The organism is Melghirimyces algeriensis (genome assembly GCF_900182565.1).
GTDB lineage: Bacteria > Bacillota > Bacilli > Thermoactinomycetales > DSM-45169 > Melghirimyces > Melghirimyces algeriensis.
Genome location: NZ_FXTI01000003.1, coordinates 111,151 through 129,029, shown reverse-complemented (window position 1 = coordinate 129,029; position 17,879 = coordinate 111,151). Strand labels below are relative to the sequence as shown.

Genomic DNA, 17,879 nt, shown 5'->3' with positions numbered 1-17,879 from the left:
TGTAGATCTTATCTCTTTCAATTTGTTTTTACATCAATACATCATCTGGACCTTATGAAGGCCAAATTTGCGGTGAAGTGAGCGAACCGCCTGAACCATATTCTCCCCCGGTACAAGTACCCAAATGGTTGTATGGGAATCAGCCGATTGTAAAATGGGAATATCTTCTTCCGTCAAAGCTTCAGCAATCTTGGACATCACTCCGGGAACACCGGCAATCCCGGCTCCAACCACGGAAACTTTGGCACACCCACTCATCAAACTGGGGGTCAGATCCATCGAACGGAGGATTTTCTCCGCCTGATCTGCTTCATGGTCAAAAACGGTATAAATGACACCGCTTGGGTTAATATTAATAAAATCAACGCTGATGTCGTTTTCCGACATCGCTTTAAAAACCTTTAATTGAAGATCATACTGACCTTCCCCTGCCGGAACCTTAATCTGGGTTACATTGGCCACCTGAGTGATCCCTGTGATCAAACGGTCACTCACTTCCCCGGCCAACTGATTTTTTTCATGCGTGCTGGAAACAAGGGTTCCAGGGTGGTCACTCATCGTGGACCGTACCCTGATCGGAACATTGGTCTGCATCGCCAGTTCCACGGCACGGGGATGAATCACTTTTGCCCCCTGAAATGCCAGATTACATATTTCTGAATAGGTAACGGCATCCAAAGGAGATGCATCTTCCACAATCCGGGGGTCAGCTGTCATGATCCCTTCCACATCGGTGAAAATATCCACGATATCCGCTTCGATCGCAACGCCCAATGCCGTTGCCGTAGTGTCACTACCTCCGCGCCCCAGGGTAGTAATCTCTCCATCAGTCGTCTTTCCCTGGAATCCGGCAAGAACCACCACTTTCCCTTTTTCCAGTTCATTCTTTACCCGGGTTGGGTTAATGGTAAGGATTTGGGCATTGGTATGCCGGTTGTTTGTGATAATCCCTGCTTGCCCACCTGTCAGCACAACATTTGGAATCCCTTCCCTGTTTAACAAACTGGAAAGGGTGGAAGCAGAAATAATTTCCCCACAAGAGAGTAACAAATCATGCTCTCGCGAAGAAAGTGATTCTCCGTTTTCGGAAACCAGGTCTAACAGGGTATCCGTCGCATAAGGATCTCCTTTACGACCCATAGCCGATACCACAGCGACTACCCTACATCCTTCATTCAACGCTTGTCGAATATGATGAACCACACGTTCCCTACGCTCCGATGTAGCGACAGAAGTACCACCAAATTTTTGAACTCGGATTTTCATGAAACATTCCTTTCTATTTTTGAACAAGATATTCAGCGATTTGTACAGCGTTCGTTGCGGCACCTTTCAAGAGGTTATCGGAGACAACCCAAAAATTGAGACCCCGCGGATGAACGACGTCTTTCCGAACTCTGCCGACAAAAACTTCATCCCTTCCTGTCGCATCCAAAGGCGTCGGATAGACTTGATTCTGAATGTCATCTTCCAGAACGACCCCTTCCGCCTCACGCAATGCCTGACGGACCTCTTCCAGATCAAAGTCCCGATTCAGCTCAACATAAACAGATTCACTGTGACCACGTTGAACAGGTACCCGGACGCAGGTGGCTGTCACACCGATTTGGTCGTCACCAAAAATCTTCTTTGTCTCCCGTGTCATTTTCATCTCTTCCAGAGTGAATCCATTTTCCTGAGCCACATCGCACTGTGGAAGGGTGTTAAAAGCGATCTGATAATGCTTGTTCAGTTTCCCCACCGGCATAATCTCTTTTGGAATCTCCTGTCCATCCAATGCGGCTCGGGATTGATTATTCAGCTCCTCAATCGCTTTTGCCCCTGAACCGGAAACAGCTTGATAGGTGGAAACAATGACACGCTCAAAGCCAAAACGGTCATAAAGCGGTTTAAGCGCCACAACCATCTGGATCGTCGAACAATTAGGATTGGCAATAATCCCTTTGTGTTGTTTAATTTGATCTTTATTCACTTCCGGTACAACCAGCGGAACATCCGCATTCATCCGAAAGGCATTGGTATTGTCTACAACCACTGCTCCTCGCTTCACAGCTTCGGGAGCCAAAGATTCACTAACGCTCCCCCCGGCACTGAAGAGTGCAATATCCACTCCTTCAAACGCTTCAGGCTTCGCCTCTTGCACACTCACTTCCTCACCGTTAAAACGGATTTTCTTCCCCACGGAACGCGGAGATGCAAGCAGGCGAAGTTCTTTTACCGGAAAAGAACGTTTCTCAAGATTGCGCAAGATCTGTTCTCCAACAGCACCTGTTGCCCCTAAAACTGCAACGGTTGCTTCTTTTAAAGACATATGAGTTCCTCCCCTTTGTAGGCAAAAGTTACGAGGACCTTCATCCAGTGTTGAAAAAGACCTTCGTAACTTTTGTGTATCTTTCTTGTATCTTAATCTATTATGAGGTCAAATAGCGATATTTTTCAACTATCATTGGTTGAATTTGTTCATTATTCATAGCTCTGTCGATCGTTTCGGGGATCAACTCCATCCGTGCAACCAGTGAATTCGGTTTTTTTTCCGGTGAATCCTGACCAAAAGGAACAAAGTAAACATTTTGTGCCGGAAGGAGACGGGCCAGGTTGGCAGCGTTAAAACCAAGCGCATCATTTGTAGATATCGCTAATACAACCGGCCGTTGATTGCGCAGCTGTGCCTTGGCCCCCATCAGAACCGGACTATCCGTCAGTGCATTGGCGAATTTTGCCAAACTGTTCCCTGTACAAGGTGCGATGATCATACAATCCAATAACTTTCCAGGACCGATTGGCTCTGCTTCGGGTATGGAAGTCATCATCTTTTCATCGGTGATCTCCCGAATTTGTTGCAACCACTCTGACGCTTGACCAAACTTGCTGTCCACACTTTGAACTGTATGGGAGAGAATCGGAATCACTCGAGCCCCCATATCTACCAGTCGCTTCATCTGAGGCAAGACCTCATGATGCGTACAATGAGAGCCTGACATCCCAAATCCGATGGTTTTTCCTTTCAAATTCATCGGTCAGAATCCCCCTCATATTCTTTCATCAACAGACGAGTCATCGTTTGAGCCAAAATCCGCCCAGCAGTCTTAGATGCAACAATTCCCGGCAAGCTCGGAGCCAACATCGCTTTAATCCCCCGTTTTTCAGCAAAGGAAAAATCCACACCCCCAGGTTTAGAAGCCAAATCAATAATCACAGCGTGACAGGACATATGGTTTAATACTTTGTCCGTTACAACCATAGCCGGAACCGTGTTGAATAAAATATTTACATCACTTACCTGTTGTGGGAGTTCATCCATATAAAAAGGTATAAGGCCCATTTCCACTCCCCTTGCCATTAGACTAGCAGATCGAACACCCACTTTTACTTGGGCACCCAAGGCTTTCAGTGTGCGACAAAGCGTCATTCCCACTCTTCCCAGCCCCAAGACAGCACAAGTGGAGCCATGTATGGTGAAATCGGTATGTTGAATCGCCATCATCAATGCTCCTTCCACTGTGGGTATGGAGTTGTATATGGCGACATCATCCCGTTTCAACAGCTCCACCAACTGAATGGAGTGTTTATGACAAATATTTTTTAAATAGGTTTTGGCAATCCCTGCATACACCATGGCATGAGTCGGTAATGAAGCAATATGCTCTTCTGTCAAAACAATTTTCTCCGTTGTGAAAATACTGTTGATACACCCTTCTTCATCTGTTCCTAAGATCGGCAAAATCAACATATCTACCGTCTCTAGAAGATCCATGGTTAAATCTTTCTTAGAGGCACCGTTAAACGTGCTTTGAAGATTGTCAAACCCAATAAGACTCACTTTTGCATGCAACTCGATACAACATTTAATCACTTCCAACTGTCTGGCATCGCCGCCGATAAAGGCCACATGTTTTCCCTTTAACATTTTCTGCAAATGACCCCTTTCTGAGGAGTACCCCTTGGCGACGGAAACATCTCTCTATGGAAGTCGCCGCTTTCTCTGCATCTTATGTCATAAAGACAGATTCGGTTACGAAGTTTTTTCCACGATTCTCCCACTTCAATCTAAAAAATCTGCCAGGTGTCTAAACCTGGCAGATTCGATGTTATCGATATTTATTCCCGGAATCCACGATCACCATCTCAGGACCGATTTTTTTGATATGATTCCAAATCACCTCCCGTGTGCCCTGTTTTTTTCCAAACCAAGATGATCCGACGGTCAACAGTAAAGAATAGATTTCCCCTGTTTGTGGATCAATCAGAAGATCCGCTTGACCCACCGAGCCAATCCTTTCCCCTCCACTTACATCAATCAACTCTTTTTCGGCAAACTCACTCCAACGCATCCGTTTCCTCCCCTTTTTGATACAAGTTTATCGGTTGATAGGGGAAGATATGATAAACACCCAAATACCCCTGTCATCTTTCTGAGGGGACCTTTGGGTGTAAGCATGTCCATTCATTGTCCATTCATTTTCCTGTGTGTCCAAAGCCACCCGAACCACGGGAAGTAACATTTAGTGACTCCATCTCTGTCAGTTGAACAGCGGGAATCACCTGAAAAACCAGTTGAGCGATACGATCCCCGCGTCGGACGGAAAACGGCTCTTTCCCAGAATTGTACATAATGACAGCGATCTCTCCACGATAATCCGCATCAATGGTACCGGGAGAATTCAACATGGTAATTCCATGTTTTAAGGCTAATCCACTCCGTGGACGAACCTGAGCCTCCAATCCATTCGGCATCTCCAACGCAATTCCGGTAGGGATCAGTTTCCACTCCCCTGGATTCAATACGATTTCTTGATCAACCGCTGCGTGAAGATCCAGTCCGCTTGCTCCTTCCGACATTCGTTGAGGGAGTGGCAAGTCTTCACCGTTGGGCATCTTCCGGATTCCCACATTATATTGCAAGTCTATTCCTCCTAAATGCCGAAGGTATGGTTCCCTTCGGGGAAATAATAGATATGGCCATAGGTTGGGAAAAGAGCTCCTGAGCTGCCTTTAACATGTCCTCACGGGTTAAACCCTCGATCGCATTTACCACTTCATCCAGCGATTTATGCCGTCCAAGAATCAACTCATTTTTCCCCATACGGCTCATCCGACTGTTGGTACTTTCCAGGCTCATCATCAGACTGCCCTTCAATTGCTCTTTACCTTTTTTCAGCTCTTCTTCTGTCACACCATCATTTCGAACCTGATCCAAAATCTGAAGGATAACCTCTAACACATCATTCTCCTGATCGGGTGCCGTCCCGGCATAGATTGTAAACAATCCAGTGTCACTGTAAGCACTGTGATACGAATAAACAGAATAAGCCAGCCCACGGTTTTCACGAACTTCCTGGAAAAGACGGGAACTCATATTCCCTCCCACCAGATTATTTAACAAAATAAAAGAATAAATCCGAGGATCATCGATGGAGATTCCAGGAAGACCAAGACAAAAGTGAGACTGCTCTGTTGATTTTTTTCTGACCTGCGTACCTGCCGTAAACTCAGGCTTTTTTGCTTTGTACGACATTTCCGTTCCCTTTGGGATCTCACCAAATCCGGCTTCCAACATTTCCAAATAATTTTCCGGCAAATTACCGGCCAAAGCGATCACCAATTGTTCAGAGTGATAATGTTTTTGCCTGTAGTCTAAAAGAAGATCCCGATTAAAACGGTAAACATTTTCCACACTTCCCAATACCGGGTATCCCAAGGAGTGATTCTCCATCGCTGCAAAAGAGAGGGCATCATGCACCACATCATCCGGAGTGTCCTCTACCATACGGATTTCCTCTTCCACCACTTTCTGTTCCTTGCGGATTTCCCCCGGTTCAAATGTGGAACCACAATACATATCTGAAAGGATATCCACCGCGAGATTCAAATGTTCATCCAAAACCTTTGTATAATAGCAGGTCATTTCTTTGGAGGTAAATGCATTCACTTGTCCTCCAATTTCATCAAAAGCCTCAGCCAACTGTCGAGCTGTACGTCTTTTGGTTCCTTTAAACATCATGTGTTCTAAAAAATGGGATATCCCGTTGTTTTCCGATGTTTCATAACGAGATCCGGATTTGACCCACAACCCCAATGCCACAGATCGAACATGTGGAATGGATTCGGCGATCACCCGGACTCCGTTTGGAAGGCTATGTTTTTCTATCACTTCCTTTATTCCCCCCTCAACCTGTACCTTCACCCTATATTAAAATGTAAGGATTTTCCGTGAAACATCCCTACTATATCAAAATGATTTACCATCCTCAACAGGTTTGACTCGTCTTGGTGATAGCACTTCATCCACCGTACCCAGTTTTAATCCTTTTTTCTTGATTGTCCTTATCATTTTGGGAAGGGCCTCAACCGTTCGCGAGGTAGGATGCATCAATATCAGAGATCCGTTAGAAACCTTGTTTGCAACCCGTTGATTGATCATTTCCGGAGTGACACTCTTTCTCCAATCCACAGTATCTACTGTCCACAAAACCGTTTTCATTTTCATTTGATGGGCTTCTTCCAGTACAATCCGGTTAAAATCTCCCGCTGGAGGAGCAAAATAATGGGAGCTTACCCCCAGTTGGTTAATCAAATCCTCTGTTTTGCGAATCTCGCTTTGCACCCGTTGCCGGGAAACTCGGCTCATCATCGGATGGCTGTATCCGTGATTCCCGATCTCATGTCCTTCCCGGATCAGTTTCTTCGCTCTGTTAGGATGCTTTTTCAACCAAGACCCATCCAGAAAAAACGTGGCGTGCACTCCCTCCTCTTTGAGAATTTCCAGCATTCGGGGCAGGTGTTTCGTACCCCAAGCGACATTAATCATAAAGGCTACCATCGGTTTCTTTTCGTTGCCTCTGTATATAGGCTGTGCTCCCAGCTGATCCATTGTCACTTGAGGAGCCACTTCCCGGTACACCCAGCGAATCGGCTTTTTTTTCTTTTGTTTGACGGTCAAACGATATGTGGCATCCTGATCCACCTCAATGCCGTTGTAACCGGGAATCGCTTTCCACACGCGATCCACACGGGCATTTACTGGGGGTTCATAACGTACACGTGCCCCTTGTTCAATCATTTTCTGCAACTCATGATCTTGTCTCAGATTAAAGACCGGTTTTGGAGCGCCACTTTTAACTGTTTGTACATATGCCGTGACGGAAGGTGAATAGGCTGCCAACCAAACAATAATCATCACGGGAATCAGCCAACGTTTTTGAAGTCTTCGCACCACACATCACCACCTCAGTACCCTGTATGCAGATAATCCTAAGTTATGCACAGCATGACCCTCCTATACAACAGGGACTGAAAAACAAAAAAGAGACAGATCGCTCTGACTCTTTTTGGAAGAAAGTGGTGAATTGTATCAGGATTCTTCAAGTAAAACGGCTTTTCTGGAAAGGTTGATACGACCTTGATTGTCAATTTCCGTTACCTTAACCATGATCTCATCCCCCAGATTCACTACATCCGTTACCTTGTTTACCCGGTTTTTATCCAACTGGGAGATATGTACCAAGCCTTCTTTTCCAGGAATCACTTCCACAAATGCACCATATTTTTCCACCCGCTTTACGGTTCCAGTATAAACCTCTCCAACAACAACTTCTCGCACCAAATCTTCAATAATGTTCTTCGCTTTGACATTTTGATCCGGTTCCATCGAAGAGATGAAGATTCGTCCGTCTTGCTCAATATCGATCTTGACTCCTGTCTCATCAATGATTTTATTGATCATACGGCCACTGGGACCAATCACATCCCGAATCTTGTCCGGATGAATCTTCAGGGTGAGGATTTTCGGAGCATAGGCAGAAAGCTCTTTTCGCGGTTCCTTCAACGTTGATGTCATATTTTCCAGAATCACCTGGCGCGCACGATAAGCCTGCTCCAATGCCTGGGAAAGAATGGCGCGGTCAATTTCTTGGATTTTGATATCCATCTGAAGGGCTGTCACCCCATCACGGGTACCCGCCACTTTAAAGTCCATGTCACCCAGATGATCTTCCATCCCCTGAATATCCGTTAAAACGGTAACCATGTCTTCCTCTTTTACCAAGCCCATCGCAATCCCAGCTACAGGAGCCTTGATCGGTACACCCGCATCCATCAACGCCAGCGTGGAAGCACAAATGCTTGCCTGGGAGGTGGAACCGTTGGACTCCAGGACTTCAGATACCAGACGAATCGTATAGGGAAATTCATCTTCCGACGGAATCACCGGTTCAAGTGCACGTTCTCCCAACGCACCATGACCAACCTCGCGACGCCCTGGTGCACGAAGAGGACGGGATTCCCCCACAGAAAAGGGCGGGAAATTATAATGGTGCATAAACCGTTTCGATTCTTCCAAATCCAGTCCATCAAGAATCTGAACATCACCCAATGCTCCCAATGTACAAACACTGAGCACTTGAGTCTGCCCACGTCTAAAGTGTCCCGAACCGTGGACTCTGGAAAGAATATTCACCTCACTGACCAAGGGGCGGATCTCTTCTGGGGAACGTCCATCCGGACGTTTTTTCTCCTCTAGAATCAGCCGTCGTACTTCTTCTTTTACCAGCTTATCCAACACTTTGCTGATATCTTGCTGCTCATCTTCTTCCGGATATTCCTCACTCAGCTGTTCCAGCACTTCCTCTTTCAAATTCTTTATGGCGTCATTTCTGGCCTGCTTCTCAATGATTTGGGCGGCTTGGTTCACCCGCTCCAAAGCCATATCGCGGACCTTTTGTTCCAGATCGGCATCCACTTGGTGAATCTCCGGCTCCATCTTTTCTTTCCCGATCTGCTGAACAATCCGTTCCTGAAACAACACGGATTCCTTGATGAATTCATGACCAAAGAGAATGGCTTCCAACATCACGTCTTCCGGTATTTCATCTGCACCGGCTTCCACCATGTTGACACCATATTTGGTACCGGCAACAACCAAGTGAAGATCACTTTTTTCCATTTGCTCAACGGTGGGATTTGCTACAAACGTTCCGTCCACCCAGCCGACAACCACCCCGGCAATCGGTCCCGAAAAGGGAATATCCGACACAGACAGAGCTGCTGAAGCTCCAATCATTGCAGCAATTTCCGATGAACAGTCCTGATCGACTGACATCACCGTCGTAATCACCTGTACATCGTTGCGAAACCCTTCCGGAAACAAAGGGCGAATTGGTCGATCAATTAATCGACTGGCCAATACAGCCTTTTCACTGGGGCGTCCTTCCCTCTTGATGAACCCCCCTGGAATTTTCCCCACTGCATATAACCGCTCTTCATAGTTTACTGTCAGTGGAAAAAAATCTACATCCTTCGGTTCATCGGATGCGGTTGCCGTTGCGAGTACAGCCGTATCTCCATACTGGACAAACACTGCTCCGTTGGCTTGATTTGCGTATTTGCCAAACTCCAGTCGCAATCGCCTTCCCGCAAAATCAGTCTCAAATACGGTCGATTCCATCTTCGTTGCTAGTCCTCCTCTCACAGCACACATGATAATTCTTCTTCATCAAAACATTATTTCCTTCCGGTTGATCTTTTAGAGATTTCCTTATGGAAAAAAGCGGGGAAATCCCCGCTTTGCTCGTGTTATCTGCGCAAGCCAAGTTTTTGAATCAACACCCGGTAGCGCGCAATGTCATTCTTCTTCAGATAGTTGAGCAAATTACGGCGTTGCCCGACCATCTTCAGAAGACCACGCCGAGAGTGGTGATCTTTCTTGTGCTCTCGAAGATGTTCATTCAACTCATTGATCCGATGTGTCAGGATTGCAATTTGAACTTCGGGAGATCCGGTATCATTCTCATGCGTTTTGTACTCGTTGATAATATCCCGTTTGCGTTCCAGGGACAAGCTCATCCCATTCACCTCCTTCTGATTCTAACCCCCATGGCCCAGGCCATCGCCGAGGCAGTCGATAATCCGCGCCAGGGTTCATTTGCACGTGATGCCAAGACCTGTTTGCTCTTGGCACAGGTACCGGGTGAGTTTGTTTCTCACCCGGTACCCGAACAGTATAGCACAGAAGATAAAAAGAGTAAATAAGTTCCGAAGGGGTTAGGCATCACTCTGACGCTTCAACCATGACCGAGCATTGCGCTCATCTGCCTGAAGTTGATGGATCAGCGCCTCAACCGAAGGAAAAGCAACTTCTTTTCGAAGGAAGTGGAGAAACTCCACTTTTAATAGAGAACCATACAGATCTTTGTCCACATCAAACAGATGCACTTCCAGTGTTTTTTGGGGTTCCGAGTCGTGAAACGTGGGACGGAATCCTATGTTCATCATGCCATAATGTATTTGATCATTAACCTGAACCCGAACGATATACACCCCTGTTCCAGGGATGATAAACGGATCTTGCAACTCAAGATTGGCTGTGGGATAGCCAATCGTTCGTCCCCGTCGATCTCCAGAGACCACCGTTCCCCGTAAAGAATAGGGGCGTCCCAAGATATTTCCCGCCTCTTCCACTTGCCCACTATGGAGCATCTTTCGTAAGCGTGTGCTGCTGATTGAAAGACCATTACCGGAAACCGGACGAACAACCTCTACCTGAAACCGTCCTTTTCCCAGAAGAACAAGATCCTCCCCGTTGCCTTCCGCACCTCGACCAAACGTAAAGTTGAATCCGACTGTTATCCCCTGTACCTGTAAAGGAACAAGAACCTCTTCAACAAATTGATGCTTACTCAATGAGGCGAATTGATGGTCAAAGTGCATCACATAGGCCTTTTGAACACCTAATTCTTCAAAACACTGCAGTTTATCGGAAAGAGGTGTGAGATAACGCGTAACTGGAGACTTCCCCAACACTTCACGGGGGTGTGGATGAAATGTCATCACTCCCGGAGCCACTCCAAGCTCTTCTGCCATTTGCGTTGCTTTTTCAATGACTGCCCTGTGGCCGAGATGAACTCCATCAAAATATCCGATCGCCAAAGTAATGGGTTGAACGGGACTTTTTAATTCCAAAGGATACGATAAGTGAATCATTTCCATTTTTTTCACCTGACCCGAAACACTTTTTCCGGTATTGCTGTCTGTTCATTTTTCAACCTGTACAGGGCACAAAAGTAACCATCTTCAGTAAATACCCGGAACAGAGAGCCTGGCGGAAGGTGATCGTTCCGCCCGCTCTTTCCATCATCCATCTGTAAGGGTCTTCCGTTCATCACCCAAGAATAGGCACTACTAGAAATCTCAACACAAGGGAATTGCCCAAGAGCCTCTCCGATTTCCGTCAATGCTTTGCCCAAATCTCCGTTCTCGGCCAAGGAGTTTAATTCTTCCAACGTCCACGTATCTTCCAATGTATAAAAAGCACTTTTCGTCCGAACAAGATGGGACATATGTGCAGGATACCCCAACGCCCGACCTAGATCCACACAAAGTGTTCGGATATAGGTTCCTTTTGAGCACTTTACATCAAAATGAATACGGGGCTGCCTTCCTTCCTCAATCCCTGTCAACTCCAAGGAGTAAATGGTAACCGTCCGGGGATTTCGCTTGATTACCTTTCCTTCCCGCGCCAAATCATACAGTTTCCGACCATCCACTTTAACCGCAGAATACATCGGCGGAATCTGTTCAATCTTTCCAACAAAACGTTGAAACACTGCCTCAACCCGTTTAACTTCCAAGGAATGTACCGGGCTTTCTTCCAGCACATTTCCCGATTGGTCTTGAGTGTCGGTCGCAATGCCCAAGGTCATCGTCGCCTGATATCTTTTGGGAAGGTCCTGGATGTATTGAGCAATCCGGGTGGCCTGTCCCAGACAAACAGCGAGTACCCCTTCCACTTCGGGATCAAGGGTCCCTGTATGCCCCACCTTCTTCTGTCCAGCAAGTCGGCGAATGTGATGAACCACATCGTGGGAAGTCATCCCTTTTGGCTTGCGAACAGGGATCACACCGTGCAACATCAAATTCCCCCCTGCCCTAAGGCCATGCTCACCTTGTTGAGAATGGTTTGTTCCACCTCATCCCGACTCCCTGACAATGTACACCCTGCTGCCCGTGCATGACCGCCTCCACCCAACGTTTGAGCCAGCTTCCCAACATCCACAATCTCACGGGAGCGCAAACTCACTTTGATGGTGGCATCTTCTGTCTCCCGAAAAAGAATCCCCACATCGACGCCTACCACATTGCGGGCATAGTTGACGATTCCATCTGAATCCTCTTCATTGGCACCCGTTTCCTGGAAATTCTCACGGGTAAGCCACATCCAAGCAACTTTTTCCCCTTCGGAAAAGGAAAGGGTGTCCAAAGCACATCGCAAAAGAGCCAATTGTTGTCGGCTGGTGGTCTCAATCACCCGGTCAGCAATTTCACCAGGGTTTACTCCTTGGCGTAACAGGCCAGAAGCCAGCTCCATCACTTCCGGTGTTGTATTGGAATAACGAAATCCTCCCGTATCGGTGAGAAGACCGGTATAAAGGCAAGTTGCCAAATACCGGTCCATGTTTACACCGAGATGCGTTGCCCAGTAACAGAGAATCTCCGCTGTCGCTGCGGCCTCTGATTCCACCCGGTTGACCGTTCCAAATCGATCGTTGGTGGGATGATGATCAATATTCAATAAATCGACAGAATCCGTAAACAGCTGTCGGACCTTCTCACCCATTCGTTCCGCATCTGCCACATCCACCGCAATGACACGATGAAAAGGCGCTTGGTAAGCGATCTCTTCCGGTGAATGAACGTGGTCGATTTCCGGAAGAAACCGAAACTTGTACGGGATCGGCGATTCATTCACCATGACCACCGTTTTGCCCAGTTGCTTCAACATGAAACCGACAGCCAAAGTGGAACCGATGGCGTCACCATCAGGATGGACATGAGAAACAACAAGGTACGGACCTTCATCAGCCAAAAATGAATCAATTTGTTTCCAGTTGCTATTCTGGTTTTCGGTCATCGTTATTCACTTCTTCCAAAAGCCTGGAAATATGCTGACCGTGTTCAATCGATTGATCAAATTTAAAGGTGAGTTCTGGAGTGTGCCGAAGTTGGACCCGACGTCCAATTTCCGTTCGCAGAAAACCCTTGGCTTTATCCAATCCCTCAAGCGTCTGCTTCTTTTGCTCTTCTTCTCCCAGTACACTGATGTACACTTTTGCCTGTTGCAAATCTCCACTCATATCCACAGCCGTCACCGTAACAAAACCGATGCGGGGATCCTTCATTTCATGCTGTAGAATATAGCTCAGTTCCTTTTTTACCTGCTCGCCGACCCGACTCGCCCGAATGCGTGTCAATGCCGACACCTCCTGTTCGTCTCGCTTAACCGACAGTAATTTTTTCTTTACAAAAGGAAATCTCCGCATCTCTTCAGAGCATGATGGATGACCCATTTTTCCGATCGATACAGCTTGCGTTACCGAGCCACTTCCTCCAGTACGAATACCTCAAGAACATCGCCATCTTTGATATCATTATAGTTCTCAAGAGTGACTCCGCATTCATATCCTTTGAGAACTTCCTTGGCATCATCCTTGTAACGTTTCAAGGTATCGATATCTCCCTCATGGATGACAACACCATCACGGATCAATTGCACTTTTCCGTTGCGGACAATCTTCCCTTCTGTCACATAACACCCTGCAATGGTCCCCACTTTGGATACTTTAAAGGTTTGTCGAACTTCGGCACGCCCCACCATTTTATTCTGGTATTCCGGGTCCAGCATTCCTTTCATGGCCGACTCAATTTCCTCAATTGCATCATAAATGACCCGGTGAAGGCGAATGTCCACGTTTTCCTGTTCAGCCGTCACCCTGGCCTGAGGCTCTGGACGAACATTAAATCCAACGATGATTGCATTGGAAGCGGAAGCCAAAGTCACATCCGATTCGGTGATCGCACCGACACCGGAATGTACAATATGAACCCGAACGCCCTCTACATCAATCTTTTCAAATGAACCGCGCAGGGCTTCCGCCGACCCTTGTACGTCCGCTTTGATGATCACATTCAGATCCTTCATATCACCTTCCTGAATCTGTTTATACAGATCATCCAGCGTGACACGACTGGAAGCTCCCAATTCCTTCTGTCGCTTTTTCTCGATCCTTTTCTCAGCGATATCCCGCGCTTTTTTCTCATCTGTGAAGACCATAAACGGATCACCGGCTTCAGGAACATCCGAAAGACCTAAAACTTCCACCGGTGTGGATGGATCTGCTGATTTAACCCGTTGACCGCGGTCATTGATCATCGCCCTCACCTTGCCGAAGAAACTTCCTGCGACAAGGGCATCACCCACGTTGAGCGTCCCGTTTTGCACCAACAATCGAGCCACGGCACCGCGTCCTTTATCCAACTCCGCTTCAATGACAACTCCACGGGCCCGTTTATCTGGATTGGCCTTGTACTCTTGAACTTCTGCCACTAAGAGAATCATTTCCAAGAGTTCATCAATTCCATCCCCTGTCACCGCGGAAACCGGCACAAAGATCGTCTCTCCACCCCAATCTTCGGGGATCAATTCATGCTCTGTCAGTTGTTGTTTCACACGATCAGGGTTGGCCTCCGGTTTATCCATTTTGTTCACTGCTACAATGATGGGTACCTCAGCCGCTTTGGCATGATTGATCGCTTCCACAGTTTGAGGTTTCACCCCATCATCTGCTGCAACCACCAAGATGGTGATATCCGTCACTTCGGCTCCGCGGGCACGCATTGTGGTAAAAGCAGCATGGCCTGGAGTATCCAGGAAGGTGATCTTTTTATCATTGGCCTCCACTTGATAAGCACCAATGTGCTGAGTAATTCCACCTGCTTCACCAGCAGTCACTTTGGTTTCACGGATTCTGTCCAAAAGGGTGGTTTTTCCGTGATCCACGTGCCCCATAATCGTTACGACTGGAGGACGTTCTTTCAATTCTTCCGGTGTATCTTCCTCTTCCAGCTCTTCAAAAGCGGATTCATCGATGACTTCTTTTACTTTCACCTTTGCACCAAACTCCTCCGACACAAGGGAGATTGTATCAACATCGATTTCCTGGTTTATTGTTGCCATCGTACCTAAACTCATTAACTTCTTGATAACCTCTGAAGCTTCCCGCCGAAGCAACCGTGCCAGATCGCCCACTGTCATCGGGCCAGTCACTTCAATTTCCGATGGAAGTACAGGAGCTTGCTTGGGTCGGTTTTGCTGATGCCTCCGATCATCTCGGCGATTGCCTTTACGGGCCCGACCGCCACCCCTGCGGTTTTGACGCCGTTGGTCACGACCATTGCCGTTTTTTGCTCCCTCTTTTGTGTTTTTGGGCTTGCGGCGAGAGGTTCGATTTTGTCCTCCCGATTGTTGATGATTTCCTTTGTTGTTCTTCGATCCCTCTTCACGCTTGGTTTCATTCGCTGTATCAGCCGTTTTCTGTTCCGATTTCTTCGCCCCCTGTTTTACATCTTTAAAAAATTGTTCCACTTTCTTCACCATCTCATCATCCATGACACTCATGTGATTATTGACCGAAAGGTTCAGCCGTTTCAAGATGGTCAGTATTTCCTTACTGCTCATGTTCATTTTCTTCGCATACTCATAAACACGGATTTTCGTCAAATTGCTCACCTCCGTCAGTTACTCACACCACTTTTTGATGGCGTCAGCAAAGCCCGGTTCAGTCACGGCGACAGTAACCCGTTCCGCTTTTCCGATGGCTCTGCCCAAATCGCTTCGGGAGCCCACTTCAACCCACGGAATGTGATAATGGGCACATTTATCCGATAACTTTTTCTTTGCATTGGGTGCAGCATCATTGGAAATTAGCACAAGGCAGGCGGTCTTGGACCGGACAGCGGAGAGAACTTGTTCTTCACCGGATACAACTTTACGGGCACGCATCGCAAGCCCAAGCATATTGTAAAGCTTACTCATCACATTCCCCTGTCACAATATACTTCTCTAATCGTTTATAAAATTCTTCATTCACTTTGGTCTTCAACGCTCGGTCCAGTGCTTTCTTCTTCTTCGCCAGCTCCACATATTCCGGCTTCGAACATATGTACGCACCTCTGCCGGACTTTTTTCCTGTAGGATCGATTAAAATTTCATTTTCAGGCGTGCGTACAACGCGAATCAATTCTTTTTTCGGAAACATTTCCTGAGAAGCAATACATTTTCTCAATGGGACTTTTCTTTTCTTCATCATCCAGCCACCTCCTGCTGTGGATGGAAATTTCGGCTATCATTCCACGAAAAAAGTGACGGATCAGTCGCCTAGTTGCGTTGAATCCTCTATATCGTCCACTTTCGGAATCTCCGCTTCAACAGGCTCTTCTTCCGAAAATTTGTCTCTTTCCGATTGGCTTTTAATATCAATCTTCCATCCCGTCAATTTGGCTGCCAACCGGGCATTTTGCCCCTCTTTGCCTATCGCGAGTGACAATTGGTGATCGGGTACCACCACCTGGGCGATTTTTTCCTCTTCCTGAATTTCAACACTATCCACTTTAGAAGGGCTGAGTGAGTTTGAAACAAATTCTACGGGGTCCTCACACCAACGGACAATGTCAATTTTCTCCCCTCTCAACTCATTGACGATGGTTTGAACCCGCATTCCCCGGTGTCCCACACAGGCACCTACAGGATCAACCTCTTCATTTCGGGAAGAGACAGCAATTTTGGAGCGTTGACCAGCCTCCCGTGCCACTGAGCGGATTTCAACGATTCCATCGTAAATCTCAGGAACTTCCAACTCGAAAAGCCGTTTCAGCAGTCCAGGATGGGTCCTTGAAACATAAACCTGTGGCCCTTTCGTCGACTTTTCAACACGGGTAATATACGCTTTCACCCGGTCGTTATGTTTAAAGCGCTCCCCTGGCATGGTTTCTGTGAAAGGGAGCAGCGCTTCTACACGACCCAGATCAATAAAATAATGACGATTATCGGCCCGTTGCACGACACCCGTCACAACATCTTCTTCACGATCCACAAATTCTTCATAGATGATACTCCGTTCCGCTTCCCGAATCCGTTGCGTGACAACCTGTTTGGCTGTTTGCGCAGCAATTCGGCCAAAGTCCGCTGGAGTCACCTCAATTTCCACAATATCCCCAAGCTCATAAGCGGGACTAATTTCTGCAGCAGCTTCTTGGGAAATTTCCAGCCGAGGGTCCAATACTTCCTCAACCACTGTTTTACGGGCAAACACTCTGACCTGACCTGAATCCCGATCAATATCCACCCGGACATTCTGGGCGGAATTAAAGTTTCGCTTATAGCCGGATATCAGGGCTGCCTCAATCGCTTCAATCAATACCTCTTTACTGATACCCTTCTCTTTTTCCAGTTGGTTGAGGGCCTCGATAAACTCCGCATTCATTTCTTTTCATTCTCCTCCCTTCGATTGGAACGCGACGGCCAAACGTGCTTTGGCCACCTTATCCGGCGGGATTTCCACGGAATCATCCTCCAATTCTATCATTAGAGATTCCGGAGTATATTGAGTCAACAGTCCCTCAAATTTTTTTCGGCCCTGAATGGACTCATAGGTAGTTAAAAAAACCCGCTTGCCAATGGCCCGCTCAAAATGAAGTGGCTTTTTCAGAGGGCGCTCGGCTCCTGGAGAGGAAACCTCCAGATAATATTGACCTGAAACGGGATTCACCCTGTCCAATTCGGCACTGATCTGTTCACTGACCCGGCTACAATCATCCAGATCCACTTTCCCCTCCGGACGATCAATATAGATGCGCAAGAACCGGTTTTTACCTTCCTTTTTGTATTCTGTATCGTAGAGCTCTAACCCTTCTGTTTCCAGGATCGGCTCAACCAACTGCTCCACCGCATCAATCACGTTGCGACTCATGTTTGACTTCCTCCTTCCGGCCTTTCACTTTCTGCAGAAAATTTGATTACAAAGGGAAAGAGTGGGTGACCACCCACTCTT

19 protein-coding genes are annotated in these 17,879 nt (G+C 47.1%); all 19 read right to left on the bottom strand.

Features of this window, described 5'->3' with window-relative positions:
- Positions 1-33 precede the first annotated feature (33 nt).
- The 19 genes from dapG to rimP all read right to left on the bottom strand — a co-directional run bounded on the left by dapG (position 34) and on the right by rimP (position 17,798).
- Positions 34-1,266, bottom strand: coding sequence for an aspartate kinase (dapG, locus tag FN782_RS06015; RefSeq protein ID WP_142504878.1), 1,233 nt, complete (start codon positions 1,264-1,266; stop codon positions 34-36).
- Between the two features lie 13 nt (positions 1,267-1,279).
- Entirely contained in the window at positions 1,280-2,311 is a 1,032-nt protein-coding gene (locus FN782_RS06010; protein ID WP_142504877.1) for an aspartate-semialdehyde dehydrogenase, read from the bottom strand.
- 100 nt (positions 2,312-2,411) lie between these two features.
- On the bottom strand, positions 2,412-3,014 hold the full coding sequence (locus FN782_RS06005) for a dipicolinate synthase subunit B (protein WP_142504876.1): 603 nt from the start codon (positions 3,012-3,014) through the stop codon (positions 2,412-2,414).
- On the bottom strand, positions 3,011-3,907 hold the full coding sequence (gene dpsA / locus FN782_RS06000) for a dipicolinate synthase subunit DpsA (protein WP_142504875.1): 897 nt from the start codon (positions 3,905-3,907) through the stop codon (positions 3,011-3,013). The genes FN782_RS06005 and dpsA overlap by 4 nt, the downstream gene beginning before the upstream one ends.
- Before the next feature lie 181 nt (positions 3,908-4,088).
- Positions 4,089-4,331 carry a YlmC/YmxH family sporulation protein gene (locus FN782_RS05995; protein ID WP_142504874.1) on the bottom strand — a complete coding sequence of 81 codons (243 nt, stop codon included), beginning with the start codon at positions 4,329-4,331 and terminating at the stop codon, positions 4,089-4,091.
- Between the two features lie 124 nt (positions 4,332-4,455).
- Positions 4,456-4,902: a dUTP diphosphatase gene (gene dut, locus FN782_RS05990; RefSeq protein WP_185956080.1), complete on the bottom strand. Its 447-nt coding sequence runs from the start codon at positions 4,900-4,902 to the stop codon at positions 4,456-4,458.
- On the bottom strand, positions 4,892-6,151 hold the full coding sequence (locus FN782_RS05985) for a M16 family metallopeptidase (protein WP_142504872.1): 1,260 nt from the start codon (positions 6,149-6,151) through the stop codon (positions 4,892-4,894). Before FN782_RS05985 ends, dut begins: the two co-directional genes overlap by 11 nt.
- A 78-nt stretch (positions 6,152-6,229) precedes the next feature.
- Complete coding sequence (locus FN782_RS05980; RefSeq protein WP_246064863.1) at positions 6,230-7,213, bottom strand: polysaccharide deacetylase family protein; 984 nt, start codon at positions 7,211-7,213, stop codon at positions 6,230-6,232.
- A gap of 138 nt (positions 7,214-7,351) precedes the next feature.
- Complete coding sequence (gene pnp, locus FN782_RS05975; protein ID WP_425462686.1) at positions 7,352-9,475, bottom strand: polyribonucleotide nucleotidyltransferase; 2,124 nt, start codon at positions 9,473-9,475, stop codon at positions 7,352-7,354.
- Between the two features lie 95 nt (positions 9,476-9,570).
- Positions 9,571-9,840: a 30S ribosomal protein S15 gene (rpsO, locus tag FN782_RS05970; protein WP_142504869.1), complete on the bottom strand. Its 270-nt coding sequence runs from the start codon at positions 9,838-9,840 to the stop codon at positions 9,571-9,573.
- 198 nt (positions 9,841-10,038) lie between these two features.
- Entirely contained in the window at positions 10,039-10,983 is a 945-nt protein-coding gene (locus FN782_RS05965) for a bifunctional riboflavin kinase/FAD synthetase (RefSeq protein WP_142505076.1), read from the bottom strand.
- Between the two features lie 5 nt (positions 10,984-10,988).
- Positions 10,989-11,906, bottom strand: coding sequence for a tRNA pseudouridine(55) synthase TruB (truB, locus tag FN782_RS05960; RefSeq protein ID WP_142504868.1), 918 nt, complete (start codon positions 11,904-11,906; stop codon positions 10,989-10,991).
- Positions 11,906-12,904: a DHH family phosphoesterase gene (locus FN782_RS05955; RefSeq protein WP_142504867.1), complete on the bottom strand. Its 999-nt coding sequence runs from the start codon at positions 12,902-12,904 to the stop codon at positions 11,906-11,908. The genes truB and FN782_RS05955 overlap by 1 nt, the downstream gene beginning before the upstream one ends.
- Positions 12,885-13,244 (bottom strand): 30S ribosome-binding factor RbfA, encoded by a 360-nt coding sequence (gene rbfA / locus FN782_RS05950; RefSeq protein ID WP_246064862.1) that lies wholly within the window; start codon positions 13,242-13,244, stop codon positions 12,885-12,887. Before rbfA ends, FN782_RS05955 begins: the two co-directional genes overlap by 20 nt.
- 119 nt (positions 13,245-13,363) lie before the next feature.
- A complete protein-coding gene (gene infB, locus FN782_RS05945; protein ID WP_185956079.1) occupies positions 13,364-15,550 on the bottom strand; it encodes a translation initiation factor IF-2 in 2,187 nt (728 codons plus the stop codon).
- A gap of 18 nt (positions 15,551-15,568) precedes the next feature.
- A complete protein-coding gene (locus FN782_RS05940; protein ID WP_142504865.1) occupies positions 15,569-15,865 on the bottom strand; it encodes a L7Ae/L30e/S12e/Gadd45 family ribosomal protein in 297 nt (98 codons plus the stop codon).
- A complete protein-coding gene (rnpM, locus tag FN782_RS05935; protein WP_142505074.1) occupies positions 15,858-16,136 on the bottom strand; it encodes an RNase P modulator RnpM in 279 nt (92 codons plus the stop codon). Before rnpM ends, FN782_RS05940 begins: the two co-directional genes overlap by 8 nt.
- A 63-nt stretch (positions 16,137-16,199) precedes the next feature.
- Entirely contained in the window at positions 16,200-17,312 is a 1,113-nt protein-coding gene (nusA, locus tag FN782_RS05930) for a transcription termination factor NusA (RefSeq protein ID WP_142504864.1), read from the bottom strand.
- A 6-nt stretch (positions 17,313-17,318) separates the two neighbouring features.
- Complete coding sequence (gene rimP, locus FN782_RS05925) at positions 17,319-17,798, bottom strand: ribosome maturation factor RimP (RefSeq protein WP_142504863.1); 480 nt, start codon at positions 17,796-17,798, stop codon at positions 17,319-17,321.
- Positions 17,799-17,879: the final 81 nt, after the last annotated feature.